22 protein-coding genes and 1 pseudogene are annotated in these 25,183 nt (G+C 67.1%); 10 read left to right on the forward strand and 13 right to left on the reverse strand.

Going from position 1 to position 25,183, the window contains the following annotated elements; all coding sequences use genetic code 11:
* Positions 1–6: 6 nt before the first annotated feature.
* Complete coding sequence (gene dgoD, locus EXE51_RS02955) at positions 7–1,155, forward strand: galactonate dehydratase (RefSeq protein ID WP_049931892.1); 1,149 nt, start codon at positions 7–9, stop codon at positions 1,153–1,155.
* A 40-nt stretch (positions 1,156–1,195) separates the two neighbouring features.
* Positions 1,196–2,050 (forward strand): SDR family NAD(P)-dependent oxidoreductase, encoded by an 855-nt coding sequence (locus EXE51_RS02960; RefSeq protein WP_094494349.1) that lies wholly within the window; start codon positions 1,196–1,198, stop codon positions 2,048–2,050.
* Positions 2,051–2,690: 640 nt separating this feature from the next.
* Here the strand turns inward: EXE51_RS02960 and bga are convergent.
* Positions 2,691–4,802, reverse strand: coding sequence for a beta-galactosidase Bga (gene bga / locus EXE51_RS02965; protein WP_137691998.1), 2,112 nt, complete (start codon positions 4,800–4,802; stop codon positions 2,691–2,693).
* Positions 4,803–4,923: 121 nt separating this feature from the next.
* Between bga and EXE51_RS02970 the strand changes: the two genes are divergently transcribed.
* Both EXE51_RS02970 and kdgK1 read left to right on the forward strand, forming a co-directional pair.
* Positions 4,924–6,945, forward strand: coding sequence for a glycoside hydrolase family 36 protein (locus EXE51_RS02970; protein ID WP_137691999.1), 2,022 nt, complete (start codon positions 4,924–4,926; stop codon positions 6,943–6,945).
* 89 nt (positions 6,946–7,034) lie between these two features.
* Complete coding sequence (gene kdgK1 / locus EXE51_RS02975; RefSeq protein ID WP_137692000.1) at positions 7,035–7,991, forward strand: bifunctional 2-dehydro-3-deoxygluconokinase/2-dehydro-3-deoxygalactonokinase; 957 nt, start codon at positions 7,035–7,037, stop codon at positions 7,989–7,991.
* Positions 7,992–8,066: 75 nt separating this feature from the next.
* Here kdgK1 and EXE51_RS02980 read toward each other — a convergent pair whose 3' ends face one another.
* Positions 8,067–8,516: an acyl-CoA thioesterase gene (locus EXE51_RS02980; RefSeq protein WP_094494352.1), complete on the reverse strand. Its 450-nt coding sequence runs from the start codon at positions 8,514–8,516 to the stop codon at positions 8,067–8,069.
* A gap of 180 nt (positions 8,517–8,696) precedes the next feature.
* Here EXE51_RS02980 and EXE51_RS02985 point away from each other — a divergent pair, with 180 nt between their 5' ends.
* Both EXE51_RS02985 and EXE51_RS02990 read left to right on the forward strand, forming a co-directional pair.
* Positions 8,697–10,277: a methyl-accepting chemotaxis protein gene (locus EXE51_RS02985; RefSeq protein ID WP_137692001.1), complete on the forward strand. Its 1,581-nt coding sequence runs from the start codon at positions 8,697–8,699 to the stop codon at positions 10,275–10,277.
* Positions 10,270–11,007, forward strand: a complete 738-nt coding sequence (locus tag EXE51_RS02990) for a bacteriorhodopsin (protein WP_094592874.1) — start codon at positions 10,270–10,272, stop codon at positions 11,005–11,007. Before EXE51_RS02985 ends, EXE51_RS02990 begins: the two co-directional genes overlap by 8 nt.
* 169 nt (positions 11,008–11,176) lie before the next feature.
* On the opposite strand, the gene EXE51_RS02995 is transcribed toward EXE51_RS02990, so the two are convergent.
* The 3 genes from EXE51_RS02995 to EXE51_RS03005 form a co-directional block, all read right to left on the reverse strand.
* Complete coding sequence (locus EXE51_RS02995) at positions 11,177–12,004, reverse strand: undecaprenyl-diphosphate phosphatase (RefSeq protein ID WP_094583626.1); 828 nt, start codon at positions 12,002–12,004, stop codon at positions 11,177–11,179.
* Between the two features lie 45 nt (positions 12,005–12,049).
* Entirely contained in the window at positions 12,050–12,586 is a 537-nt protein-coding gene (locus tag EXE51_RS03000) for a hypothetical protein (RefSeq protein ID WP_241990580.1), read from the reverse strand.
* Positions 12,587–12,739: 153 nt separating this feature from the next.
* Positions 12,740–14,167: a DUF4330 family protein gene (locus EXE51_RS03005; RefSeq protein ID WP_094494357.1), complete on the reverse strand. Its 1,428-nt coding sequence runs from the start codon at positions 14,165–14,167 to the stop codon at positions 12,740–12,742.
* A gap of 124 nt (positions 14,168–14,291) precedes the next feature.
* Between EXE51_RS03005 and EXE51_RS03010 the strand changes: the two genes are divergently transcribed.
* The gene (locus EXE51_RS03010) at positions 14,292–14,735 is read left to right on the forward strand and encodes a VanZ family protein (protein ID WP_137692003.1); all 444 of its coding nucleotides are present in this window, start codon (positions 14,292–14,294) and stop codon (positions 14,733–14,735) included.
* A 63-nt stretch (positions 14,736–14,798) separates the two neighbouring features.
* Here EXE51_RS03010 and EXE51_RS03015 read toward each other — a convergent pair whose 3' ends face one another.
* On the reverse strand, positions 14,799–15,689 hold the full coding sequence (locus EXE51_RS03015; RefSeq protein WP_137692004.1) for a hypothetical protein: 891 nt from the start codon (positions 15,687–15,689) through the stop codon (positions 14,799–14,801).
* 255 nt (positions 15,690–15,944) lie between these two features.
* On the opposite strand from EXE51_RS03015, the gene EXE51_RS03020 reads away from it, so the two are divergent.
* Entirely contained in the window at positions 15,945–17,090 is a 1,146-nt protein-coding gene (locus EXE51_RS03020) for a PspA/IM30 family protein (RefSeq protein WP_158413873.1), read from the forward strand.
* 137 nt (positions 17,091–17,227) lie between these two features.
* On the opposite strand, the gene aglM is transcribed toward EXE51_RS03020, so the two are convergent.
* The 4 genes from aglM to aglF form a co-directional block, all read right to left on the reverse strand.
* Positions 17,228–18,526 (reverse strand): UDP-glucose 6-dehydrogenase AglM, encoded by a 1,299-nt coding sequence (aglM, locus tag EXE51_RS03025; RefSeq protein WP_137692006.1) that lies wholly within the window; start codon positions 18,524–18,526, stop codon positions 17,228–17,230.
* 103 nt (positions 18,527–18,629) lie between these two features.
* Positions 18,630–18,962 carry a type II toxin-antitoxin system PemK/MazF family toxin gene (locus EXE51_RS03030; protein ID WP_137692007.1) on the reverse strand — a complete coding sequence of 111 codons (333 nt, stop codon included), beginning with the start codon at positions 18,960–18,962 and terminating at the stop codon, positions 18,630–18,632.
* On the reverse strand, positions 18,959–19,309 hold the full coding sequence (locus tag EXE51_RS03035; protein WP_137692008.1) for a helix-turn-helix domain-containing protein: 351 nt from the start codon (positions 19,307–19,309) through the stop codon (positions 18,959–18,961). The genes EXE51_RS03030 and EXE51_RS03035 overlap by 4 nt, the downstream gene beginning before the upstream one ends.
* Positions 19,310–19,470: 161 nt before the next feature.
* Complete coding sequence (gene aglF, locus EXE51_RS03040) at positions 19,471–20,241, reverse strand: UTP--glucose-1-phosphate uridylyltransferase AglF (RefSeq protein WP_137692009.1); 771 nt, start codon at positions 20,239–20,241, stop codon at positions 19,471–19,473.
* A gap of 273 nt (positions 20,242–20,514) precedes the next feature.
* Here aglF and EXE51_RS03045 point away from each other — a divergent pair, with 273 nt between their 5' ends.
* Positions 20,515–20,766, forward strand: coding sequence for a hypothetical protein (locus tag EXE51_RS03045; protein ID WP_137692010.1), 252 nt, complete (start codon positions 20,515–20,517; stop codon positions 20,764–20,766).
* A gap of 15 nt (positions 20,767–20,781) precedes the next feature.
* On the forward strand, positions 20,782–21,051 hold the full coding sequence (locus EXE51_RS03050; RefSeq protein ID WP_137692011.1) for a hypothetical protein: 270 nt from the start codon (positions 20,782–20,784) through the stop codon (positions 21,049–21,051).
* Between the two features lie 1,480 nt (positions 21,052–22,531).
* On the opposite strand, the gene EXE51_RS03055 is transcribed toward EXE51_RS03050, so the two are convergent.
* The 3 genes and pseudogenes from EXE51_RS03055 to EXE51_RS17880 all read right to left on the reverse strand — a co-directional run.
* On the reverse strand, positions 22,532–24,424 hold the full coding sequence (locus EXE51_RS03055; protein ID WP_137692012.1) for a hypothetical protein: 1,893 nt from the start codon (positions 24,422–24,424) through the stop codon (positions 22,532–22,534).
* 120 nt (positions 24,425–24,544) lie between these two features.
* Entirely contained in the window at positions 24,545–24,925 is a 381-nt protein-coding gene (locus tag EXE51_RS03060; protein ID WP_241990581.1) for a hypothetical protein, read from the reverse strand.
* A gap of 138 nt (positions 24,926–25,063) precedes the next feature.
* A pseudogene (locus tag EXE51_RS17880) lies at positions 25,064–25,183 on the reverse strand (IS6 family transposase); the annotation flags it as partial.

The raw sequence follows: 25,183 nt of genomic DNA on the forward strand, positions 1-25,183 counted from the left end.
GCGATCATGTACATCACCGACTACGAGCTGTTCGAAGTACCGCCTCGCTGGCTATTCTTGAAGCTCACAACGAGCGACGGTACCGTCGGCTGGGGAGAGCCGATCGTGGAAGGGCGCTCGCACACGGTCGTCGCGGCCGTTGAGGAGCTGCTCGACAACTACCTGCTCGGCGAGGACCCGACGCGGATCGAGGACCACTGGCAGGCGATGTATCGCGGGGGGTTCTACCGCGGGGGCCCCGTGCTGATGAGCGCCATCGCCGGCGTCGACCAGGCGCTGTGGGACCTCAAGGGGAAGCAGTTCGGCGCGCCAGTCCACGAGCTGCTCGGCGGCCGCGCGCGCAACCGTATCCGCGTCTACCAGTGGATCGGCGGGGACCGGCCGGCAGACGTCGGCGAGGCCGCCAGCGAGAAGGTCGACGCGGGGTTCTCGGCGCTGAAGATGAACGCGACCGCGGAGCTGCGGCCGATCGACACCCCGGCCACCGTGAACGACGCGGTCGACCGGATCGCGGCCGTCCGGGAGTCCGTCGGCGACGATGTCGACATTGGGGTCGACTTCCACGGACGCGTGTCGAAGCCGATGGTTCGGCGGCTCGCGGCCGCGTTGGAGCCCTACGACCCGATGTTCATCGAGGAGCCGGTGTTGCCCGAGCACAACGACTCGCTCTCGGGGATCCGGCAGTCGACGACGATCCCAATCGCGACCGGCGAGCGGATGTACTCGCGGTGGGACTTCAAGGAGGTGCTCGAGGCGGACGCCGTGGACCTGATCCAACCCGACGTCTCGCACGCGGGGGGGATCACCGAGATGAAGAAGATCGCGTCCATGGCCGAGGCGTACGACGTGTCGATTGCGCCGCACTGCCCCCTCGGGCCCATCGCGCTCGCGTCCTGCATTCAGGTCGACGCCTGCACGCCGAATGCGCTGATCCAGGAGCAGTCGCTCGACATCCACTACAACGAGACGAGCGACGTGCTGGACTACCTCGCCGACCCGGCGGTGTTCGAGTACCGCGACGGCTTCGTCGACATCCCCGGCGGCGACGGGCTCGGGATCGAGATCGACGAGGAGCACGTCCGGGAACAGCACGGCAACGTTGACTGGCACAACCCCGTCTGGCGGCACGACGACGGCTCCGTGGCGGAGTGGTGATCCGGATGCTGACACAAACGCGGCGACGCGGGAGAGAGCGATGACCCGCCGACACGAATCACCGACCGACCACGCGGTGCCCCGACGCTTCGCCGGGAAGACCGCTATCGTCACGGGGTCGACGCGCGGCATCGGTGCCGGAATCGCGGAGCGGCTGGCCGCCGAGGGCGCGAACGTCGTCGTCAGCGGCCGCACCGTCGAGGCCGGTGAGGCCGTCGTCGACCGGATCGCGGACCTGTCCCCGGATGAGTCGGCCGACCGCGCGCCCGCCGGCGACGTGACGTTCGTCCGCGCCGACATGCGCGACCCGGACGACGTGGCGGCGCTCGCCGAGGCGGCCGTCGAAGAGTACGGCTCGCTCGACGTACTCGTAAACAACGCCGGCGTCCAGACCGAGACCGCGGCTGACGAGGCGACGCTCGACGACTGGGCGTTCGTCGTCGAGACGGACTTCCGTGCGTACTGGCTCGCGGCGCGGGAGGCGCTCGACCACATGGACCGGGGGGCGATCGTGAACGTCTCGTCAAACCACGCGTACGCGACGATGCCCGCGCACTTCCCATACAACGCGGTGAAGGCGGGGATCAACGGCATGACGCGATCGCTCGCCGTCGACTTCGGCCCCCGGGTCCGGGTGAACACGGTCGTGCCGGGCTGGGTCGAGATCGAGCGGACGCGCGACGAGCTCCCCGAGGGGCGGTTCGAGGAGGTCGAGTCGATCCACCCGACCGGCCGGATCGGCACGCCGGCCGACGTCGCCGGGGCCGTTTCCTTCCTCGCGAGCGAGGACGCCGCCTTCGTCACGGGCGCCGCCCTCCTCGTCGACGGCGGCCGCGGCGCGGTGATGCAGGACGACACCCTCCCGGACTACCGGGCGCGAGAGCGCTCGGAGTAGCCGGTCGAGGAAGATTCCGAATTGGTGGCTGTTGAACTGCTCCGACGATCACACACTGTGAATCGTCGTGATCAATACGGGGACGGCAACGGGTGAGGGCGGGAGTGCGTATCGCAGGTCGCGAGTGCGGTCGTTTATAACTGATCGAGTGGTGTTGCTGGTAGCTGTTTATAGGCGCTCGACGACGCGGTGAACACCTCTAAAGCCCCAGTCGCGAGGACTCGATGCGCTCGCTGCGGTCCTCAGTCGGTCGTTGCCACTCCCTCCCTGCGGTGCTTGCGTCGCCTGTGGCGGTTTCGCGGCTGCCCCTTCGATTCCCGCCCCGGAACAGCACCGCAGCCTCAACCTCCCCATCCTCGTCGCTGGCGGCCGTCGCTTCGCTCCGCCCGCCACCGACTCCCTCGCGCGGCGCCGCTCGCGGGCCTCCGGCCCGCTCCCGGGCCCGCGCCGACCGCTTCGTCCATTTATAACCGATCGACGCCGTGGCGCACGCCTATTTAAATATCTTATTCGCACCACCGATCTGCAACACTCACTCCCGCTATCGATCAGGTAGCACTCTTCAACGACCGGCTGTTTCAGGCGAAAAGGTTTAAGAATGGGATTCAGCGGAGCCGTATGTTTCGACTGACGTGTCCGACTACGGCTGAGCGACCCGCAGACCGTCCACGCGGTCGCCCTCGATGACGACGACTCCGTACGACCCCACAACGGCGGTGTCAGCGCGCGAGTCCTCGCCGCCGTCACCCGCCGCGTCGACGGCGTCCCGGTCGGCGTCGTCGACCGCGAGCGAGTCGGGGTCGATCCCGGGCAGTCGGAGCCGGTCGCCCGTGAAGTTGGTCACCCACGTGTGGCCGCCGCGGTAGCCGACGCGGACGCCGTCCGGAAGCCGATCGGCGTAACGAATACCCGCGCGGTCGAGCAGGGCCGACGCGAGCGCGTCCGCCAGGTCCGGGTCGGGCCAGACCCCGCAGTAGGTGACGCGTCCGTCGCCGACCGCGTTGGCGACGACCGCCGGTCGACCGTCCGCCGGCCCGTCGACCTCGTACGTGTACCGGACCTCAGCGGCGTCCGGGTCGAGCCACTCGGCCCAAGTCCGGAACGAGGCGGACGGCGCCGCGCCGTCGTCGGCATCGCTCCCGTCGTCCGTGGGACCGTCCGCCCGCCGGACCGCCGTTTCGAGGCGCCGCGGCAGCGACTCGTGCTGGTCGACGGCCGCGCCGACGAGGTCGGTCAGCGGGCCGGGCTGCGACATCGGTCGGAGCTTGTTCTCCGCGTCCTTCACGCCGGTTCGGGGTCCGAAGAGGACCTCCCCGCCACCGGCGACGTAGTCGGTCAGCCGGTCGGCGAGGTCCTCGGTGACGAGGTGGAGCGCGGGCGCGACGACGGCGGCGTATCCGGAGAGGTCGGCGCTCGGCGGGACCACGTCCACCTGGACGCCGCGACCGCGGACGGCGCCGTAGAACGCCTCTTGGAGCGCCCAGTAGTCGAACTCCGGGGCGTGGGGCTGCGCGTCGAGTGCCCACAGGGAGTCGTAGTCGAAGACGACCGCCACCGGCGCGTCCACGTGGTCGGCGCTGTCGAGCGCCGCGAACTCTTCGCTAGCGCGCGCGGCGTCAGCGTACCCGCGGTCGGGCGAGCCGTCCGCCTTCCGGAGGCCGGCGTGGTACTGCTCTTGCCCCTCGAGACAGCGCCGCCACCTGAAGTAGAGCACCGCGTCGGCCCCGTGAGCGGCGGCGTGGTGGGCCCACAGCCGCATCGCGCCCTCGCCCGGCTGGGGGCAGTGCGGCGGCCAGTTGACGTCGCCCGGCTGCTGTTCCATCACCCAGAACGGCCTGTCGAGCGCGCTCCGGTAGAGGTCGTGGTCCATCCCCACCTGGTCGGGGTCGCCGGCCCGCAGCTGGTCCGGCGACGCCTCCCCGTCGTAGCGGTCCTGAACGAATCCCGTCGGGTAGGAGTCCCAGGCGACGCGGTCGAGGTCCGCGCTCACGTCGTAGGCGTTCAGCGTTGGGAACCGTCCCATGAAGTTGTGAGTAACGAACCAGTTTGGGTCGGCCTCGCGTATCAGGTCGGCCTGGAGGCGGTTGTACTCGACGACCGAGTCGCTGGCGAAGCGCGCGTACGCCAGCAGCCGTGAGGGGTGGTGCTCCGCGGGGGTCGGCCCCGGCGGGTCGACCTCCTCGAACGAGCCGTACTGCTGGCTCCAGAACGCGTTCCCCCACGCCTCGTTGAGCCGGTCGACGTCGCCGTAGCGGTCCGCGAGCCACGTCCGGAACGCCTCGGCGCAGTCGTCGCAGTAACAGCGGACGGTCCGATGACAGCCGAACTCGTTGTCCGTCTGCCAGCCGGCGACGTGCGGCGAGTCGGCGTACCGTTCGGTGACCCGCTCGACGATCCGTGCCGTCTCCTCGCGGTAGGCGGTGGAGTTGAAACAGTAGTGGCGGCGGCTGCCGTGTTGACGGACGGTGCCGTCGGGCTCTTCCTGCCGGATCGACGGCCGCTCGTCGACTAGCCACTTCGGCGGCGTCGCCGTCGGCGTACATAACACCGCCTCCATCCCGTGGTCGCCAACGAGCTCGATCGCCTCGTCGAGCCACCCGAAGTCGAACTCCCCGCGCTCGGGCTCAAGAACTCCCCACGAGAACTCCGCCATCCGCACGTATTCGAGGCCGGCGTCGGCCATCGCGGCGATGTCGCGTTCCCACTCTTCGCTCGGCCAGTGTTCCGGGAAGTAACAGACTCCGGTTCGCATGGCTCACCGTGTCGACCGTGTCACCTAAGCGTTCGGATAGGCGGAGTCGACGGCGGTCGGCCTCCGCCCGACGGGGCGCTCGCGTGGCAGGGTATTTGTGGGGGCACGGAGAGGGTGTGATATGAACGAGGGCAGGGCGCACACCACCGCAGTCACGTACGACCCGACCGACCGCGAGGTCACGGTCGCGGACGACGCCGGCGACCTCCTCGTCGGGAGCCTCCACGCGGCGGCGACCGACGGGGAAGACGGGCGGGTGCGGGTCGCAGCGGTGTCGCTGTCGACGGAGGGCGGCGGCGTGACCGCGACCGTGACCGTCGAGAACGCCGGCGAGGAACCGGTCCGAGTCGGCGACGTGACGTGCGCGTTCGACACCGCGTTCGGCGCTGACGCGCGTGTGTACCGGCACGGGTACCAGTCGTGGACGCCGACGGGGACGCTCTCCGTCGGAGAGCGGTTCCCGATCGAGGACCCCGACAACGCCCCGATGATGAACGACCTCGCGGCGTCGACAGACGACCGGGTCAGCAGCTACCTGACCGGGCTCGTCGAGGGGGATCGCGGCGTCACGGCGGGGTTCCTCGAACACGACCGGTTCTGCACGCGGTTCGAGGTGGCCGACGACGCCGACGGGGTCGCGACGCTGCGCGCGGTGTGTCCGCTGGAGGGGACGCGCTTGGCGCCCGGCGAGCGGACCGAGCTACCGCCGTTGTGGGTTGACGCCGACCGCGACCTGCGGGAGGGACTGGCCGCGCTGGCCGACCGCGTCGGCGAGCGGATGGACGCCTGCGTACCCGAGCGCGCGCCGACCGGGTGGTGTTCGTGGTACCACTACTTCACCGATGTCACCGAGGCGGACGTGCGGGAGAACCTCGCGGAACTCAGAGGGTGGGAGATCCCGGTCGACGTGGTCCAAGTCGACGACGGCTACATGGAGGCGTTCGGTGACTGGCGGTCGATCGCCGACGGGTTCGAGGATATGAGCACCGTTGCGGGTGACATCGCGACCGCGGGGTACCGCCCGGGATTGTGGCTCGCGCCGTTCTACGTGGAGGCCGGCGCTGACCTGTATGCCGACCACCCGGACTGGTTCGTCACGGAGCCGACGGACGGCGCTGGCGACGGTCCGGGAACGCCGGTCGACGGCGGCTTCCGCGCCGGGTCCGAGCTGTACGGGCTCGACACGACGCACCCAGAGGTCCTCGACTGGCTCCGCGAGACCGTCTCGACGGTTGTCGACGAGTGGGGATTCACCTACCTGAAGCTCGACTTCCTCTTCGCGGCGGCACTCCCCGGCGAGCGGCACGACCCCGAGGCCACCCGGATCGAGGCGTATCGGCGGGGCGTGGAAGCGATCGCCGAGGCGGCCGGCGACGACGCGTTCCTCCTCGGCTGCGGCGCGCCGATGGCCCCGAGCGTCGGGCTCTTCGACGCCATGCGAGTCGGCCCGGACACTGACCCGACATGGGAGACGCCGGGGGAGTCGGGGAGTCAGCCGGGGCTGAAAAACGCCGTCCGCAACACACTCACCCGAAACTTTCTCCACCGGCGGTGGTGGCTCAACGACCCCGACTGCCAGCTCGTCCGAGACACGAGCGACCTCACCGCGGCCGAGCGTGAGTCGTTCGCGGCGCTCGTCGCCGCGACCGGCGGCGTGAACGTGTTCTCTGACCGGCTCGCGGAGATCGGTGCGGCCGGCCGCCGGCTTCTCGAACGGACGATCCCGCCCGCGACCGGCGGCGAGGTCGGGCGACTCGACGAGGAGCGGTTCCCGTCGCGAGTCGTCTGCGACCGGCCGGGCGACGGGGCCACGACCGTCGCCCTGTTTAATTGGGCGGACGAGCCGTCGACCGTCAGGTTCGACGCGCGCGAGCACGGGTGGAGGGGGGGACCAGAATCGGACCGGGTCGTCTGGGACGGGCTCTCCGGCTCGGTTGTTGCCGGTCCGGTCGTCGAGCGCGAGCTGCCGCCGCACGGCGCGGCCGTGTTCGCCGTCGTCTCGGCCGAGGACGGCGACCTGCTCGGCGACGCCGCGACGCTCACGGGGGGGTCGGACCGCGCGTCGGGGGCGACCGTTCGAGACGGGGCCCTCACGGCGGCGGTCGACGGGGAGCGCGTGACGTTCGCGCTCGACCGCGAGTGACGACCGCCGCCGATCACCCGTTCTTATAATTGGTCGAGCGTAGCACCGGGTATGAACACGTTCGAGACCTGCTGTGTGGGGTGGCGCCGATGACTGACCTCGTGACCTTCGGCGAGACGATGCTCCGGCTGTCGCCGCCGCGCGGCGACCGGCTCGAGACGACGCGCGAGCTGGCCGTCCAGGCCGGCGGCGCGGAGAGCAACGTCGCGGTCGGCGCGGCGCGGCTCGGCGTCGACGCCGCGTGGCTGTCGAAGCTCCCGGACTCGCCGCTCGGCCGGCGGGTGACGAGCGAGCTCCGAAGTCACGGGGTCAGCCCGGAAGTCGCGTGGGCGGACCCGGACGAGAGTCGGGTCGGGACGTACTACCTCGAACACGGCGGCGCCCCGCGCGGGACGAACGTGATCTACGACCGCGCCGACGCCGCGATCACGACCGTCGAGCCCGACGAGCTCCCCGCGGCGCCGCTCGACGGCGCGGAGTGGTTCCACACGACGGGGATCACGCCGGCGCTGTCGCCGGCCGCCGCGGAGACGACGACCGCGCTGCTGCGCCGCGCGGGCGAGGCGGGCGCCACCCGCTCGTTCGACCTGAACTACCGGTCGAAGCTGTGGGGGCCCGACGAGGCGCGCGACGCGTACGAGACGCTGTTCGAGCACGTCGACACCCTGTTCGTCCCGCACCGGGACGCGCGGGCGGTGCTGGACCGCGACGGCGACGCCGTCGAGGTCGCCCACGGCCTCGCGACCGACCACGCCCTCGACACCGTGGTGGTCACCCGCGGCGACGAGGGGGCGACGGCGCTCACGGGCGGCGACGTGTACGAGCAGGCGGTGTTCGAGGCGGAGACGTTCGACGCGATCGGCACCGGCGACGCGTTCGTCGCCGGGTTCGTCGCCGAGCGACTGCGGGGCGGCGACGTCTCCGCGGCCCTGGAGTGGGGGTCGGCGACGGCGGCCGTGAAGCGGACGACCGACGGCGACCTCGCGGTCACGACCCGCGCGGAGGTCGCGTCCGCCATCGACGGCGCCGACCGGATCAGCCGCTGACGCGTCGAGCGCCGCGCGCGCGGCGGTCGGCCCGCACGTTCGGTGGTCCTCGTCCGGATCGGTCGTCTCGGCCGCTCAGCGGTCCTCGTCTGGCTCCGCAGCGAGCGCCTCGTCGCGGAGTTCGCGGCAGCGCTCGCCCGCGACCTCCAGGTCCGGGACGGGCGTCGGCTCCCCGTCGGCGTCGACGGCGACGAACACGAAGTACGACTCCGTGGTGAGCTCGCGCTCCCCGGTCCGCGGCGACTCGCGGTACGCGCGGATCCGCGTCCGGAGGCTCGTCCGCCCGACCGCGTACACGTACGACTCGATGACGCAGGTGTCCCCCTGCGGCACCGGCCGCTTGAAGTCGAGATCGTTGATCTTGGCCGTGACGCAGGTCTCGCCCGCGGCGCGCATCGCCGACATCGCGCCGATCTCGTCCATCCACTTGACGACGTTCCCCCCGTGGGCCGACGCGTAGTTGTTCGTGTGGGTGGGCTGGACGCGCTGGCGGTTCTCGATGTAGGTCTCGCTGACGCTGGGCATGGATACGGGTGGCACGGCCGAGGGAAAAGCCCGCGCCCCGGCGCGTCGCCGGCTCGCAGTCGCTCGATTTCCGATCGCCGACCGCTCTGCCCGCGGCTCGCACGCTCGCCGCTCTGATTATCGATCCCGGTAATTTCGCCTGTACTCCTAAGTAAGGTGGTTATTACTCTCCGATCATACATGCTGAACGTAATCACCGGGCGGTACGGTCGACGCGTCGGGGCGGCGGTGCTCTCGACCCTCGTCGTCACGCTCGGGTTCGTCGGCCTCTTCGCGGGCCACGTCGCGACGGTCGGGACGCCGGAGGCCGCGACCGCGTCGCTCATGGGGATCGGCGTCGTCCTCACCCTGAACCTGGGCCTACTGGGGATCGTCATGGTCGGCAACGTCGCCGTCGAGCTCCGGCGGCTGACGCAGACGGCCGAGGCCGTCGGCCGCGGCGAGTTCGACGCGAGCGCCAGCTCCGACCGCGGCGACGAGATCGGGCGACTCTTCGACGCCTTCGACGAGACCCGGCGGTCGCTGCGGGACGCGGTCGCCGAGTCCGAACGCGCGAAGTCGGAGGCGGAGACGGCCCGTGAGGAGGCCGAGGAGCTCTCCGACACGCTGCTCGAACGCGCCGACGAGATCGGCGGCGCGATGGAGCGGGCGGCCGACGGCGACCTCTCCCGACAGCTCTCCGAGGAGAGCGAGGTCGACGCGATCGAGCGCATCACGGCCGCGTACAACGAGATGACCGGCGGGCTCTCGACGACGATCGAGGACATCCAGACGTTCGCGGGCGACGTGGAGGCGACGAGCGAGGAGATGGCCGCCGAGGCCGACGACGTGGCCGCGATGAACGAGGAGGTGGCCGACGAGATGCGAACGCTCGCCGACGAGTTGGACGAGCAGACCGACCGGCTGCGCGAGACGGCCGCCGACACCGACGACTTCTCGGCGACCGTCGAGGAGATCGCCTCCACCACCGACGAGGTGGCGGGCGACGCGAGCGCCGCGGCCGAGCTCGGCGAGGAGGGCGAGCAGCGCGCGACCGAGGCGGTCGAGGCGATCGTCGAGATCGGCGACCTGCTGGCAGAGCTCGACGACCTCGTCGCCGGGCTCGACGACCGGATGGACGGCGTCGCGGAGACGACCGACGTGATCGCCGACATCGCTGAGCAGACCAACATCCTCGCGCTGAACGCCTCCATCGAGGCGTCGCGAGCGGGTGGTGACGGCGACGGATTCGCTGTTGTCGCCGACGAGGTGAAGGGGCTCGCCGAGGAGACGCGCGAGTCGACGACGGCAATCGAGTCGACGATCGGCGAGGTGACCGACGACGTGTCGGCGGTCGCCGGAGAGATGGACCGGACGATGACGGAACTGGACGACACGACCGCTGCGGTCCGGGCGGCGGGCGAGGCGATCGAGGAACTCACCGGCACCGTCGAGGACGTCGACGTCGCGATGGGGGACATCGCCCGCGCGACCGACGAGGGCGCCGAGGGGATCGAGTCGGTCGCGGCCCGCGTCGAGGAGGTCCACGACTCGGCGACCGACGCGGCCGACCGCGCGCGGACACTGGCCGAGACCGCCGACGACACCGCCGAGACGGTCGGCGACCTCGCGGAGACGGCGACGGCGCTCGCCGAGCGGACCGCGTCGCTCACCGAGCGGCTCGCGCAGTTCGACACGCGCGCGGACGCGGGGAGCGCCGGGACCACGGCGGCCACCGCGAGTCCGACTCCCGGCGACCCGGAGGTGAGCGCCGATGATTGAGCCGTCGACGGTCCGGCTCGCCTCGGCGGGGATCTACGCCGTCTCCGCGGTCGTGCTGTTTGCCCTCGCGCGGCGCAAGGCCGCCGACCTGCGGCGGTACTGCTACCCGTTCGTCGCGGTCGTCGCGCTCGCGGGCGTCGGGATCGGGACGTGGGCCGTCGGGGTCGGGACGTTCTCGGTCGCGAACGGGACGCTCGAGGCCGGACAGCTGCTCTCCGACTACGTGGCGTACCCCTTCCTGTTCGGGTTCGCGGCGTTCGTCTCGGGGGTGAGTCGGCGGTACGTCGGGGTCGTGGTCGCGCTCATCGTCGCGATGCGGCTCGGCTACGACGTCGCGGAGGTGTTCGACGGGGCGCTCGCGCTCGCGGGCACCGCGAGCATCCTCGTCGGCTACGCCGCCCTCGTCGGGCTGTACTTCGGCCCGATTGCGAGCGCGGCCGCCCGGCAGCCGCCAGCCCGGGAGCTGTTCTACAAGAAGACGCGGAACCTCGTGTTGTTCGCGTTCGGCGTGCTGATCGCGTGGGCGATGATCCAGATCGCCGGGCTGTTCGATCAGTTCACCGCGGCGGTGACCTTAGAGTACCTCGATCTCCTGCTCCGGGTCGGGTTCGCCGGCTTCGTGTTCGCGAACGTCGAGACCCTAGCGGCGGAGGCCGAGGACGGCAGCGACGGTAACGCGGCTGAGGCCGGCCAACACGCGACTCCCGCGTCGGGAACCGGCGCGGACTGAGCGCCGCGGCGGTCGACTTTTCTTTCCGATCGGCCCGTTCCGGATCGGTGTACCGTCTAGGTCGGCGCCACGTCGTCGTTCGCTCGAACAGATCCAACATCGGGGATCGGTCCGTCCCGAGTCGAAGCGCTCGGTCCAGCCGGTTGGGAGGATGATCGCGCTCCGGGGGTCACACGACGAGCGCGATCCCGCCCCCGCCGACGATCGCGAGGGCGCCGAGCGCGAAACACACCGTCGCGAACGGCACCCGCTCGACGACCCGCATGAGCGCGTCGATCGTGACGTACCCCACGACGGCGCTCACGCCGAGCGCGACCGCCGCGGGAACCGGGTCGATTCCCGGGAGCCCACCGGCGCCCGCGACGGTGAGGAGGGCGGCCCCGACGCTCGCGGGGATCGACAACAGGAAGGAGAGCCGAAACGCGCTCGGCGGGTCGTAGCTGCGGAACAACAGCGCGCTCGCCGTCACGCCGGACCGGGAGATCCCCGGAAGGATGGCGATCCCCTGGGCGCTCCCGACGAGCACGGAGTCGACGAGGGAGGGGCTCTCGCGGCCGCCCATGCTGACCGCGTCCGACGCGCGCTGGAGCAGGCCGGTGACGACGAGCAGCACGCCGATCGCCGCGATGAAGACGCCGCCCGTGAGTCGACCGGCGATGTCGACGGCGAACACGTACAGCGGAATTCCGACGAGCCCGGTGAACAGCGACGCGACCACGACGTAGGTGGCGAGCGCGTGGTCCGCGTCGTACGCCGTCGACGGGCGCCACCCGGGCAGCGCCCCGAGGGCAGTCGCGATGTCTTCACGGTAGTAGGTCGCGGCCGACAGCGTCGTCCCGACCTGGAGGAATAAGGCGAGCTGGACGGCGACCGCGGGGTCGGTGCCGACGAGCGTGAGCACGAGCGAGAGGTTTCCCTGACTCGACACGGGGAGCCATTCGACGACGCCCTGAACGATCCCGGCGAGGACGGCGATCAGCAGGTCCGTTGTAGTCACTACCCAAATCGGGCGCGGGCAGTCACTTAAACAACGCCGTTCGGATCAGCCGTCGGTGCGGCTTCGCTCGTCGCCCGACCGCTCCGCCTCGGGCGCTTCGGCCGTCGGGACGTCAGAGTCGCTCGCGTCGGGGTCGGCCGCGTCGGCCTCACTCGCGTCCGCATCTGGCGGCTCCGGCGGTTCGAGCGCGGCGACGAGGAGTTCGACCGGGCGCGTCTCGCGCAGTTCCGCCCAGCTCCGGCGCTCGCGGGTGGCGACCGCGCCGGCGGCGACGAGCCCCGCCGCGACGCCGAGGCGAGTGGTCCCGAGCGTCCCGCCCGCGACGCTCGCCAGTCCGAGGCCGAGGCCGGCCACGAGAACCGCCAGCCCGCCGACGACCACCGGCGCTGCCAGCGTGTACCGGGCGGCGGCGCGGGCCGCGGTCGCGAGCCGGGAGTCGTCGAGCGCGGGGAGGAGCCGGTCGAGGACGGCGTCGAGGAGGCGGATGAACGGGCCGACGGTCCACGTCTCCCGGAGGTCGATCACGATCACGTCCGGGTCCGGCTCCGCCGTCAGCCAGCGGTACAGGAACGAGTCGCGCACGGCGTCGGTCGCGCGGTCCCACAGGCGGCCGAGACGCGACGTGCGAACGGCGGCGCGCGCGATCGCGCGCTCTCGAGCCGTCTACCCCCGTTTCGTCACCCATGTGTTTCCACGTTGGCGTCGAGTCTCATGTGTATTGTGACCGACACGCGGTTAGCCGCTGACGTTGACGACCGTCGCGCGGATGGTGGCGGTCCCGAGGTCGAGTGTCACCCGCTCTCCCTGCCGGAGCGGATCGCCTTTGAACCGTGGCCCGGCGACCGTCTCACGGACCATGATGTCGGCCGTGAGCGTCACCTGGCGGTCGATCGGGTGATCGACGACGTTCACGCTGCCGTCCTCGCCGGTGGCGATGATGAGCGACGGTTCGACCCGTACGTCGGTCACGCGCGCGACGGTGTTGCCGCCGGCGCGCTCCGTCATCCCCGCGTTGATCGCGTCGGCCATGTCGTCGCGGACGTCGTCCATCCGCAGCGTCACCGTCCGCCGCGACGCCGATCCGATCCGGCTGTCCTCGCCGACCTGCTCGATCCGCCCCTCGACGGTGTACGCCGGCGTGGAGAGGGTGACCCCTTGGCCGCGGCGGACCGCGTCACCGCCGAAGCGCTGGCTGCCGTCCTGGCGGTACGTCCGGAGCGCCGCGACGAGGAACACTCGCCGCTGGTTGGGGTCGTTCGTGGCGAACTGCGTGACCTCCTCGACCGTCGCGACGCTCCGGTCGCCGACGCGGATCTCGTCGCCCGCCGCGATCTCGTTCGCGTCCCTGGTCGGGAGCGTGTCACGGACCACGACTCTGGTCTCCTCGAAGTCCAGCCCGCTTCCGACTCGCTCGATCACACCGTTGACGGTGTACTCTCCGGTGGAGAGTCGCACGGACTGGCCGCGACGAACGGGTGACCCGCCGAACCGGCGCTCGTCCCCCTCGCGGTGCGTCGACAGGTTCGCCGTGACGAACACGCGTTGTCGGTCCGGGTCACCGGTCGGGAACCGCGTGACGTTCTCAACGTTCGCGACGGTTCGGCCCGCGAGCCGCACTTCGTCCCCCGGCGCCACGCTCTCGGCGTCGTCGGTTCCGAGCGTGTCTCGCAGCACGACGGTGGTGTCCTCGACGCGGAGGCCGTCGCCGTCGCCGACCGCCCGAATCTGCCCGTCCAGCTGGTAGCGGTCAGTGTTGAGCGACAGGCTCCGGCCGAGTCGCAGCGGCGCGTCCCCGTACGCGATCGAGCCGTCGTTCTGGAGTTCCCCCTCGAGTTCGACGCGGAGCGTCACGCCGACGTCGTTCCCGCGCGGCGTGAGCTGGACATCCGTGACTGTCATCGTCGAGCGGTCGTTCGGGCTGTAGGAGTCGCCCTCGTTCACCGCCTCGACGATGTACGCCGGCTGGGCGCCGACGTCGAGCGTCGCGTAGGTGGTGTCCGTCTCCGGCGGCGGCGCCGGGTCGTCGGTGAGCACGAACGCGGCGCCCGCGACGACGACCGCGGCGATCAGCAACACGACGAGCGCGTCGATGACGTTGACGCGGCCGAACAGCCGCCCCTCGTCGTCGATCAGCTCTGTGGAGGTACCCTCCGAATCCGGCATTACCAACGACGACCGGCGCGCGCGTAAAAAGCGTACCCGTTTGACGCGCCGTCATTCCTCCGATGCGCGCTCGGTCACGCGGATCCGTAGCCTTTTGGTCGCGCTGGCGGTGGCACTCGGTACGATGCGTCGGCTCCGACTCCCGCTCGTCCCGCGGCCGCTCCGCCTCGCCGGCGTCGCCGCGGTCGCGTCGACGATCCTCTACTACTCCGTGTTCACGCCGCCGGGCAGCGGTGCGATACGGACCGGGCCCCTCGGCGTGTTGCCGTACAGCACGTGGCTCCACGCGCTGGCGTACGCCGGGCTCGCGGTGACGCTCGCGTACGCGTTTCAGGACCGATCGTGGCGCGACCGAACCGTGTTGGGCGTCGTGTTCCTGCTCGCCGTCGGCTACGGCGGGAGTATCGAACTGCTCCAGTCGACGCTGGACGCGCGGACCGCCGACTTCGGTGACCTGCTCACGAACGCGGTCGGGGCCGCGGTGGCCGCGGTGTGCTGGCGAGTGGCGACGCGCTGGGTGCGGTTCTATCGTGTTCGGCGAGTGGAAGAAGTCAAGATGCCACTTTGACACCCACAGTCCAGACAGTGCGAGATTCTTTGACAGCGGTCCATGCCCCGTGCCTCGCCTCGATTATGAGCTCTGCGTGAACCCGTGAACGGCCTGTTCATGCCGTTGCGAAACGGTTGTCGTGGCACCGAACTCGTGAGTGTCGGCGCCGTCAACCCACGAAAGCAGTGTGAGTGTCGTTGCCACTTCATCATCGAGATCTTCTTCGGCCACCAGCGTTTCGACGACAGCAGGCGGCCACGGGGGTTCTTCGCTGCTCTCAAGCTCAGTAACAGTCTCAACTTCGGCGTCGGCCAGTGACGCCGTTGCTGGCTCCGGGACCGCTGGAAGCTCACCCAACATCGTCGATGGCAGTGTCCGATCCGGTTCGACACTCACCTTTACCGGCGGGGAAAGCAAATCCTCGTCGGAACCCTCAACGAGGTCGAGCGCACTTTCAAACGCATCTCGTGCCTGCCGGAACCGTATCCGAGCGAGCGTCTGGCTCCCCTCAGTGTAGGCGACGATAGCCACCTGAAAGCTCTGCTCGGCCGTTTTCAGTGTCTCCAGAAGCTCCTGTCGGTGATCGTTGAGCGTTCGAACCGTCTCTAGCTCTTCACGCATCGCGTCGACAGACTGTTCAATCTCTTCACGTGACTCCGCGGCTCCGGTGTCGAGTTCGTCAAGAATCGCTTGATATCGGGCGACTGCCGCGCCGTAGGCGTCGATCGACTCGTCGAAGTCGTTGTTCGCTCTGGCATCGACAGCCGTTTCGCGGAACGATTCGGCCTCAGATCGAAGTTCATCGATCGACGTGGCGTCGGTGGTGTGCTCCGTCTCGCGTGAGGCGCGCTCAGCGGGGGTCTCTTCGCCGCTCGCTCCGGCGATCCCTATGAGCCAGAGCAGTGCGAGAGCGAATATGAGCATCCCAACGACGATTCCGCCGATCCACAGGGCATACGAACTCTGGAGCATAGTCCGCGGTCCGCAGGCGCGACGTATGAAACTATTGAAATGTTAACATTAGTGCCCGCTACAGCTGATCAAGGAGTGCGTCCACGGCGTCAACCGTGAGAGAACGCCGCGTAGCGGGTCCGCTCGGGATACTCGGTGATATCGCATCCCACGAATGGTAGTCTTTGTGTGTGTTTAGCGGTATCCTGCCGATAGTGTGTGTGGCGGTATCCCGCCGGTAAATCCAAGTTCATCACTGATGAAAATGTCACATAGATGACTCAGTACTGTACACAGCAAAATGAGCTTCCGGACGCTATCCGAGGATATGTGGTCGATGCGCTTACCGAGGCCGAGACGTTTCGTGCCGCCGTCAAAACAACGACTGGCGGACTGACGCAAACCGCGTGGCTGGCCGTAACCTCTGACAACCTCTTTGTCGTCGTGTCTAAGCTGATCGATGCCACCCTAGTGTCTGTGCCGCTGACGACCGTTACGTCGATTGAATCCGATCGCGTCGATCTCCCTGGCGAGCGCCGTCGGGAGATTACAATCGAAACCGTCGACGACTCGTTCACATACGAACTACACGACCCCGACGGGGAGTTCATCGAGACTGTCCAGACAGCGGTTGCGACGGTTCCGGACCCGGAACTCACCGACCCAACTCACCCGACTGACATCGATCACGCTATTCAGAACTGCGAGGACGTCGTCGAAGCCGCCGCGAGCGCCCGCAGCGAGGGACTGTTTGACGAGGCAACCGAGCAGTACGAGACCGCGATCACCGGGTACCGGACGGTCCTCGAGCGACTCCCAGCCGGTGATAACCGCCACGACGCAATCGAAGCGGCCCTGACCGATATACAGGCTGCTCAACGACAAATCACGGAACTACGAGAACGCCGCGAAACGGTTAAAAGGCGTCTCACAGCCGCCGAGAACAGCTTCCAAACGGCCGTGCGAGCACACGTAAACGGAGAACAGACCGTCGCTAAGATCCGGTACCGGCAGGCTCGCGACGGGTTCGAGGAGGCACTTGAGCTGATCGACGGCGATCTCCCCGTCTTCGAGAAGCCGATCCAGGTTTCGCCTGACGCTGACGCCCTCGCCGTCTCCGGACCGCTTACCGAGTTCGCAAGGGTGTCGACGACCAGCACTGACGCTCTTTCCGACAAGGAAATCGCCACTGTCGGAGATCTCCAAAGCCGAGCGGCGGGCCCCAGCACTATTGACACTGACGGCTCCGAGCCAACCCCTCCTGTCCGGGACCGCTTCGAGTCGACGGCGATCGATCAGGTCGACGTCCCGATTCTCGTGGCCCTTTCCTGCCAGCGGACGGGGGCTATCTCGTTTGCGGCCCGGAGCGATGTCCAACGACGCATCGATCAAACCACGTCCGGGTACGACGCCACCGTTTGACCGCCGTACCGGGCGGTACCGATCGGACCGCCGCACCCCCTCGGGGATCGGCACTCATCGCCGCTGAAACAAGGGATGTCGGCGACGGCGACGGCCGCGTCATCGCGAGCGAACTGTAGCGTCGTCGCTCCGAGTGACTACCAGGTGAGTCCCTCGTAGGTGAGTCCGTCGCGCCGTTCGATGATCCGCCGGCCGTCGACGACGATCGGGGCGTCCATCGCGTCGAACTCCGCGTCGAGCGCGGCGAACTCGTCCCAGTCGGTACAGACGACGCACGCGCTCGCGCCGTCGAGCGCGGCCGCCGCCGAGTCGGCGTACTCGACGTCCGGGAAGTGCGCGCGCATGTTCTCCGTCGCCACCGGATCGTACGCGACCACGGTCGCACCGCGCGCTTGTAGCCCCTCGATGACGGGGATCGCTCGGGAGTTTCGGATGTCGTCGGTGCCGGGCTTGAACGAGAGCCCGAGGACGGCGACGCGCTCGCCGCGCACGTCGGCGTGATCGTCGAGCAGTCCGAGCAGTCGCTCCGGCTGGCCGTCGTTCACTCGCACGGCCGCCTCGAGCAACTCGGGGTCGTAGCCGGTATCCTTCGCGGCCGCAATTATAGCATTTAGATCTTTCGGAAAGCAACTTCCCCCCCACCCTAAGCCGGAGCGGAGGAAGCGCTCGCCGATGCGGTCGTCGAGGCCGACCGCGTCGGCCACCTCGTAGGCGTCGACGCCGAACTGCTTGCAGACGTTCCCGATGTCGTTGATGAGGCTGACCTTGCTCGCGAGGAACGCGTTGTTGGCGTACTTGATCATCTCCGCCTCGGCGATCCCCGTCTCGACGACCGCGGCGTCGGTGGCGTCGAGGAGCGGTTCGAACACCCCGCGAAGGGCGTCGAGCGCGACCGCGTCGTCGGGCCGCGTGCCGAACACGACCTTGTCGGGCGACTGGAAGTCCGCGACGGCCGTCCCCTCGCGGAGGAACTCTGGGTTCATCGCCACGTGGAGGTCGTCGCCGAATTTCTTCCCCGAGGCTTCGGCGAGGATCGGGGCGAGCGTCTCCCCGGTGGTCGTCGGGACGACGGTGCTTTTCGTCACGACGACGTGGTCGCCGTCCTTCGTCCGGAGGGCGTCGCCGAGCGCCTCGGCGCCCGCCTCGATGATCGACGTGTCGATACTCCCGTCGTCGTTCGCGGGGGTCGGCAGCGCGAGGAACGTGATGTCGGTGTCGCGGACGGCGGCGTAGTCGGTCGTCGCCGTGAGCGCGTCGCCGCCGTGTTCCGCGAGGAGGTCGTCGAGGCCGGGCTCGTGAATCGGCGCGCGGCCGTCGTTGATCGCCGCGACGATCTCCTCGTCGATGTCGACGTTCACCACCTCGTGGCCCATGTCGGCGAAGCAGGCCGCGACGGTCGTCCCCACGTAGCCGCTGCCGACGATACTCACACGCATTAGCTGAGGGTTCGGGGACGGGCGATTTAGGGTTTTGCTTGCCGTCGAGCTCCGCGCCACCTCTGGTGTAGTCAGCCGATCTTGCGATCGCCGTCGGTGCGGCCTAGTCCTCGATGTACGACACCACGCGGTCGACGGCTCTATCTACGACGTCCTTGTGGAGCGTGCCCTGCCGGTACGCTATCCACTCCGACTTGACGGCGTTGACAGACCACGGCATGATCGAACTCGACTCGGGGGCACCACCGTCTACCCAGTACCTCTCCTTGAGCGGGATCCGCTCATCGTGCCACGTTCGCGTGGTCAACGCGAGCGCGATGTACTGTTCGCCGTGAAACGGGGTGTCATCCCTCCCGACGACGAGGAACGGCCGGCCAGTCGACTCGTCTTTGAACGGATCGGTCGCGACCACCACGTCCCCGCGCTCCCGACTCATTCGGAGCCGTCCGTCGCGGCGCGTTCCCGCCACTCGTCGAGATCCTCCGCGCCGAAGCGCTCGTCGAGGGCGTCCACGTCTCGGTGGAACCGAAACGCGTCCCGGACCGCTTCCTCGTCACCGATCGCCCAGTAGTCGCCCTTGTGTTCAACGAGCCCTCGTTCTCGGAGTCGACGCAGCACAGTGCCGACGGAGGCCTTCTTTACGCTCGTTCTCTCCGCGATCTCCGAGGCTGTAAACGCCTTATCGTCGTTCTGGGAGAGGAATCGAACGACCCGCTCCGCGTTCGTCACCTCGGTAAGCTCCTCGTCGGCGGACTCGGAGAACGTCTCCATGTCGATCGGCATGTCTGTCAGTACTGTCTGCGGTGTCATAACTGTTGGTTTGTCACCGACATCAAGTTCACTCGCTCGCTGCGTCGCTTACCGACGCCTCCAGCGGCGGCTCAGTCCCGGACACGACAGCACCAGAAAACGCTTCCACCGTGTCGCCCCGATGTCGTCGCGCGCTACGCGTCGGACTCGACAACCGTCTCGGTGTCCGCCTCGTCACCGTCCGCGTCGGCGTCGTCGCCCCGGAGCCGGCGCTCGGCCTCGTCGCGGTCCTCGGGGTAGCCGACGTCGATGCGCCAGCCGTCGAGGCCGATGGCGTCGATGGTGCGGCCCGACTGGATGAGCAGGTCGACGGCGTCTGAGATCTCGTACTCGTCGCGGTTCGAGGGCTGGACGAGGTGGCATGCGTGGAAGATCGCCGGCGTGAACGTGTAGAAGCCGGTCATCACGAGGTTGCTCGGTGGGTCCTCGGGCTTCTCAACGACGTCCGTGATCTCGCCGTACTGGTTGGTGTCGCAGACGCCGTAGCGGCTCGCCTCCTCCCACGGGACCTCCTCGACGAGGAAGGCGGCGTCCGCGCGCTCCTCGCGCTGGCGCCGGACGACGTCCTTGAGGTTCGCCTGGAAGATGTTGTCGCCGAGGATGAGCATGAAGTCGTCGTCGACGTGCTCCTCGACGGTGAGGAGGGCGTGGGCGAGCCCCTTCTGCTCGCGCTGGTGGGTGTAGGTGATCGGGACGCCCTCGTAGGCGTCGCCGTAGTGGTCGATGATCCGCTCTTTCATGTAGCCGACGACGACGATGAGCTCGTCGGCGCCGAGTTCGATGAGCTGGTCGAAGCAGTGGGTGACGAGGGGCTTCCCGTCGACCTCGACCATCCCCTTGGGTTTGTCGTCCGTGAGCGGGCGGAGGCGCGTGCCCTTGCCGGCCGCGAGTACGACTGCTTGCATGATTCGAGGATTCAGGTCAGGCAATCATAAGGATTCTGCCTTTCCGGGTCGGCTGGTCGCACTGTCCACACGACTTGTAGTGTGTGACTGGCGCCGATGGAGTTGATGCTGTACTGGAACTTATGTACTCTACAAAAAGTATTTATCATAGGTCTCGGCACACGCTATCATGAATCTCCGAACGTTGGTCGGAAAGCCACACACTCGGTGAGACGGTCCGTGCGACCGCCCTTCCGGGGCCGTAGCGGGCTGTAATCCGGTGTGTGCCAACCCATGGACGACGATGAACTCATCCGTCGAGAACTGCGCAGCGCTCGTGAAGAACTTGTCCGCAAACGCGCACGACAGTCGGACGACCTGCCGGCATCGACGAGTCAGCTTCCGTTGATGCCGGAGCGGGACGACGCGTTCCTTCGTCTCGCTCTGATGAGCGTCGAAGACCTCGAAACACATATCGATCGACTCGAACGCGATCTCACCGACCTCGAAGACGGTATCGACCGGCCGGACGTAGAGATGGAATGAGCGCGTCGAACACACATGAACCTCAGTGAAAATACGATTTATCGACATGATGAGCTTGGGGAGGTACTCGTACTCGGTGTCGACCACATCTTCGAAATGTACGACCTGGACTCAAGAGACGGCCGTCTTCGATCGAGAGTCGTCCGCTACACTGCGGAATGGGACGATTACGGTCCGATGCCCTCCAGTGTCCGTACCACGCCGGTCGATGAGTTTCAGACGGCCGTCGGCGACGCCGTTCGAACGTGGGATGGTGTTGAGTGGCCACCGAACGGCGATACCTGACCGCTCTCAATGCTCTGCCATTATCAGATTAAACTCCATCCCAAAGTTCCACGCTACAAGCCATGACGGATCGTGGTGGATTCCAAACTCACAGCCGTCCGTGGGGATAGTCCTGAGTTCACAGAGACCGCTCGAATGGTAGTCGTCGGTTCGAAGTACAAGATGAGGTGTTTCCGCGGATCGCTTCACCACTATCGACGATAGCTACCTACCGCAGCATCGGCAGCAGCACATCGCTCTACCTCGAGTCATCAGCGGCAGTTTCCTGCTAAATCCCCGGACGGGGTGGTTACAGCAGCACCAGTTACCGACTGAGATAGTAGTTGTCGTCAAAGTAGTGAGTGCGCCGGGGGCTGTGAGAAAGACAGGAGGGACCCAACAAACAGCCGGATCGAAACGAATTGCCCACACAGAATGAAGGGACACACCCACTGGCGGCTGAAGCGCACTAAGAACTCCTCGTTTCAGAGTGAATCCGGACTGGCGATGGCCACCAGCAGTACTCTCCGATCACCATGACTCGACGACGACACCAGTCGACGAGACACTGAATACAGTCAGACCCACAACCTGTAACCGGAGTCACGCACACTGAACGGACACTACCGGTCACTATGAAGCCGGAATACGTCTTCGACTGCGACTCTCCCCGACTGGTTCGTCTTGAGACTCAGTAGTATCGGGCCGAAGTTGTCATGCGCTCATCTGGACTGAGGGTCCCACGCAGACGCACCTGTTCTGCGAAGATCCTCACCAATCTCCATCCATGATGCGAACTGGATCGATACGACGGGGACCGATAGTGCCGCAACTATCGGTCTCTGACGAGTGCGGTGCGACACGACCCTACTAGTCATCTAGCCCCCCGGCTGTCGGTCGGGACTCGATCCCAGTATCGACGCTACCACCGTTGTCTCGCGACGGCGTCCGAGCGGCCACACTGCTTACTCTTCCATCCCAAGATTATATCAGAAAATGGATATATCGGGTTGGGATGCGACCTATTGCGCATCCACTTTACCATCCCGGTTGGAGCCCAGTATGCGGCCGTGTCTCACCATCGATCGCTCTCTTTCCACAGCGGTCGCCAGTCGGGTGTTGATTCTTGGGTCCCCCCCTGAGTTGGTATCCACACGCAGTGCGTTCTCACCGCTGTATTTGGAACCACATCTACTATCTTAGTCGGCATCTGGTGCTGCTGTGTCGCTGCCTGCGTGCGATTTCTGGTGCTGCTGGTGCGGTACGCACGTACTGCCGCATAGGCTGCTGCTGCCGGTGGTGCGGTCCGACTACTGGCGGCTTCTGTAGAGTTATTGTGTATTGTTCACTGGGCCTCGAACCCCGACGGAACCGGTCTGGGGGTGGGCCGCTCGTTCGCGGCTGCTGCTGGCGCTGTGTTTCCGTTTCGATCTTGTAACAGAACTCAGACACTTTGAGGCAGCGTCTCCGTCAGTCATACACTCGCCGGCGGGGGTGATAGTTACGCTGATTCGAACGGCGGATACCGCCACTGGCGACGCTCGTCGATGTGGTAGTCGACGCGATCGCGATCCAGATCGAACTCAAGTCCGTAGGGATCGATCGTTCGCAGCCAGGTACAGAGCCGCGGAAACACCTGATCGATCTCAACCGGGTCAGCATCTGTCGGGATCGTGTACCCGTCGAGAAATCGGTCGACGACCGCCTCGGTAAATGACGGTGACCGATACCGGGGATTGTCTTCCGTCACCCACGCTGGCTGGTGATGGTACTCCTGGAATCCGCGGGTCGTTGGCGTCAGGATGGTTCCATGATACAGCCCGGTTGCGAGAAACGCCGGCGCAACGGGCGCTGGAAGTGGCGCCCACGACGCTGCGAGGTCCTCCGCTGTTTGAAACTTCGTGCGATGGTCGCCGTCGGCATCACGGACGACGTACGCGTCGTCATCACGGCGACTGGTCGGGAGCGAGGCGACGAGCGTCTCTGCTGTCCACGGCTGGGTCCACGTTCTGACCCGCTTTTCACCGCTGTACAACTCGAGCGCGCCGTCAGGCCGGAGCCACCACGTCGGCGGGGCAGCCGACCGAGGGAACATTGCCATTGTTCCATCGGCTTTAAGCGGCTCTGCGGTCGTATACAGCCGCACTCGCTCCAGCCTTGTCTCCCGAACCGGCTGGGTCAACAGTCTGGCGACGCGGGCGGCCGTCTCCTCGGTGTCGGCGACGATGTACGCGGTCGTTTCCTTGCGAGCGGCGGCACTGACAAGCGCAATGAGATCCCCAGCAGCGAGCGTCTCGTCGGTGACGATACTGACCGGTCGTGCGAGGCCTGGCCGGACAAGTTCGGCCGTGGCAGCGGGGAACCAGCGCGGATCTTGAAGCTTCCCCCGTGTGTGTAACCACGTGACTGCGGCTTCGGTGTGGTCGTCGCTGGCGTCGATATCGAGCGCGTCGAGTGGGTCGGGTGTCGGTGTCGTTCGATCCGCCGTTGTGCTAGGGACCGTCCCCGGTGCCTCACGAAGCACGGATTCAACACTGTAGGTGAACGGCTCCCAGCCAGCACGTCGTGGCCACCGATCCCGGTCGTAGTATGCGGGTACGTGTGCGAGAAACGCTGGCAGCGTCTCGGCGTCGACGGTCAGCCACGGATCGACGTCTAGGGCGCTGTATGCGCGTTGTCGGGACTGGCTTACTGTTTGGTCTCGCAAGGCATCGAACGCCTCGGGGCTGCGGGCGAGTCGGCGGCGGCTGTCCGGTCGGTGGGTCTCGCCGCGCTCGAGCGCACGGAGTTTGTCGGTGTCGAGATACACCCGCGGCCTCTCGCGGTTTTCGCCGATCACGGGCGCGTCTGCCGACACACTCCACGTTCCGTTAATTGGCAGGCGCCATGACGACGTGATCGCGTCGTCGGTGAAATGTGTCGCCGGGTCGATGGTGCCGTCATCGAGCGTGGCGGCGTAGTCGCTGTCGCTCACCCACTGCCGGTCGGGATCGTATACTGCTGCGCGGAGTGTTACTTCTCGTTTGGAGCCTGCGTTCCGGACGAGAATTCGAATTACGTGTGCGAGTTCGGTGTCGATAAGCGTCTTAAGATACCCTTGGAGCGCCGTTCGTGGCGGGGATACTGGATCTCTGGACTGGGCGCGGGTCGTTGCTGTGTCTGTTATGTCCGGGCCGAGGAGACACGCCGTTAGTGCGGGAGCCGGTCCTAGTTTGGTTGCCTCAACGATCTCAAACCCAATCTCTTGTGGGAGCTCTGCTTGAGCGGCCCGGATGAGCGGGTAGTTCGCTTCGAGTGTTCGGTCCCCTGCCGCCAACAGCAACTCTTGTGATTGTGCGCCGGTGTGGATGGTCACTTCGGCCAGATCATCCGGCTGGCTGGTCGCGGTGTACACTGCCCGGGCGAGATCATCACGCAGTGGTGTCGTGCGTCGCTCATCGGCAATGTCGACGCCTGGCCAGCGAAGTCGCAGGAAAGTTCGGTGTAAGGACATACGTGAAATCGGTGGCAGCGATTACAGCGAGAGATCAGCGTCAGCGTCGACACCCGCGAGATGCGGCGAGACGAGCCCGCGGGGGAACACCCACTTATAGCCAACGAGCAGTTTCTTTCCGCCGGACGTGTCGTCCCGGTCGATGTCGGGGAATCCTTCACCGAATCTGGCCGTGTCCGGGGCGTGTTTGCTGGTACACCACCGGTAGACTCCCATCATTGTCGAATGGCACTTATTCGTAGTGAGCTCGGTGTCAGAAGTTTCAGTGAGGAACGTGTCTTTGACCTCGCTTCCGAACTCCTTGTACCGGTCCATTTTCCCCCCGGCGCGTTCCCAGTCGGGTGTGGCTTCATACTCAACGAAGTCACCGCTGTCTTCGCTTTCCGCACCCGTCTCGTACATGATCGTCACGTACTGGAGATAGCTGATGTCGATCGGGACGTGCGGCGTCGTGACCCGGCTCCACTCTCGTTTGAACGCAGTTCTGCTCTCGTAGGTTAGCGTCTCACCGTCACGGGTGGTGACGATGTATCGGTCGCGTTAAGTTTGGCGTGAATTGTGGTAGACAGCAACGGCTTCGAGCCAATTTTGAGCTGTCTCGAGTGCGACATTGCTAAAACTATTCGCAAACGAGGATGTTCGTCGTTCTATTTCCCAAAA

Origin of the sequence: Halorubrum sp. CGM5_25_10-8B, assembly GCF_005435095.1 — an archaeon.
Lineage (GTDB): Archaea > Halobacteriota > Halobacteria > Halobacteriales > Haloferacaceae > Halorubrum > Halorubrum ezzemoulense.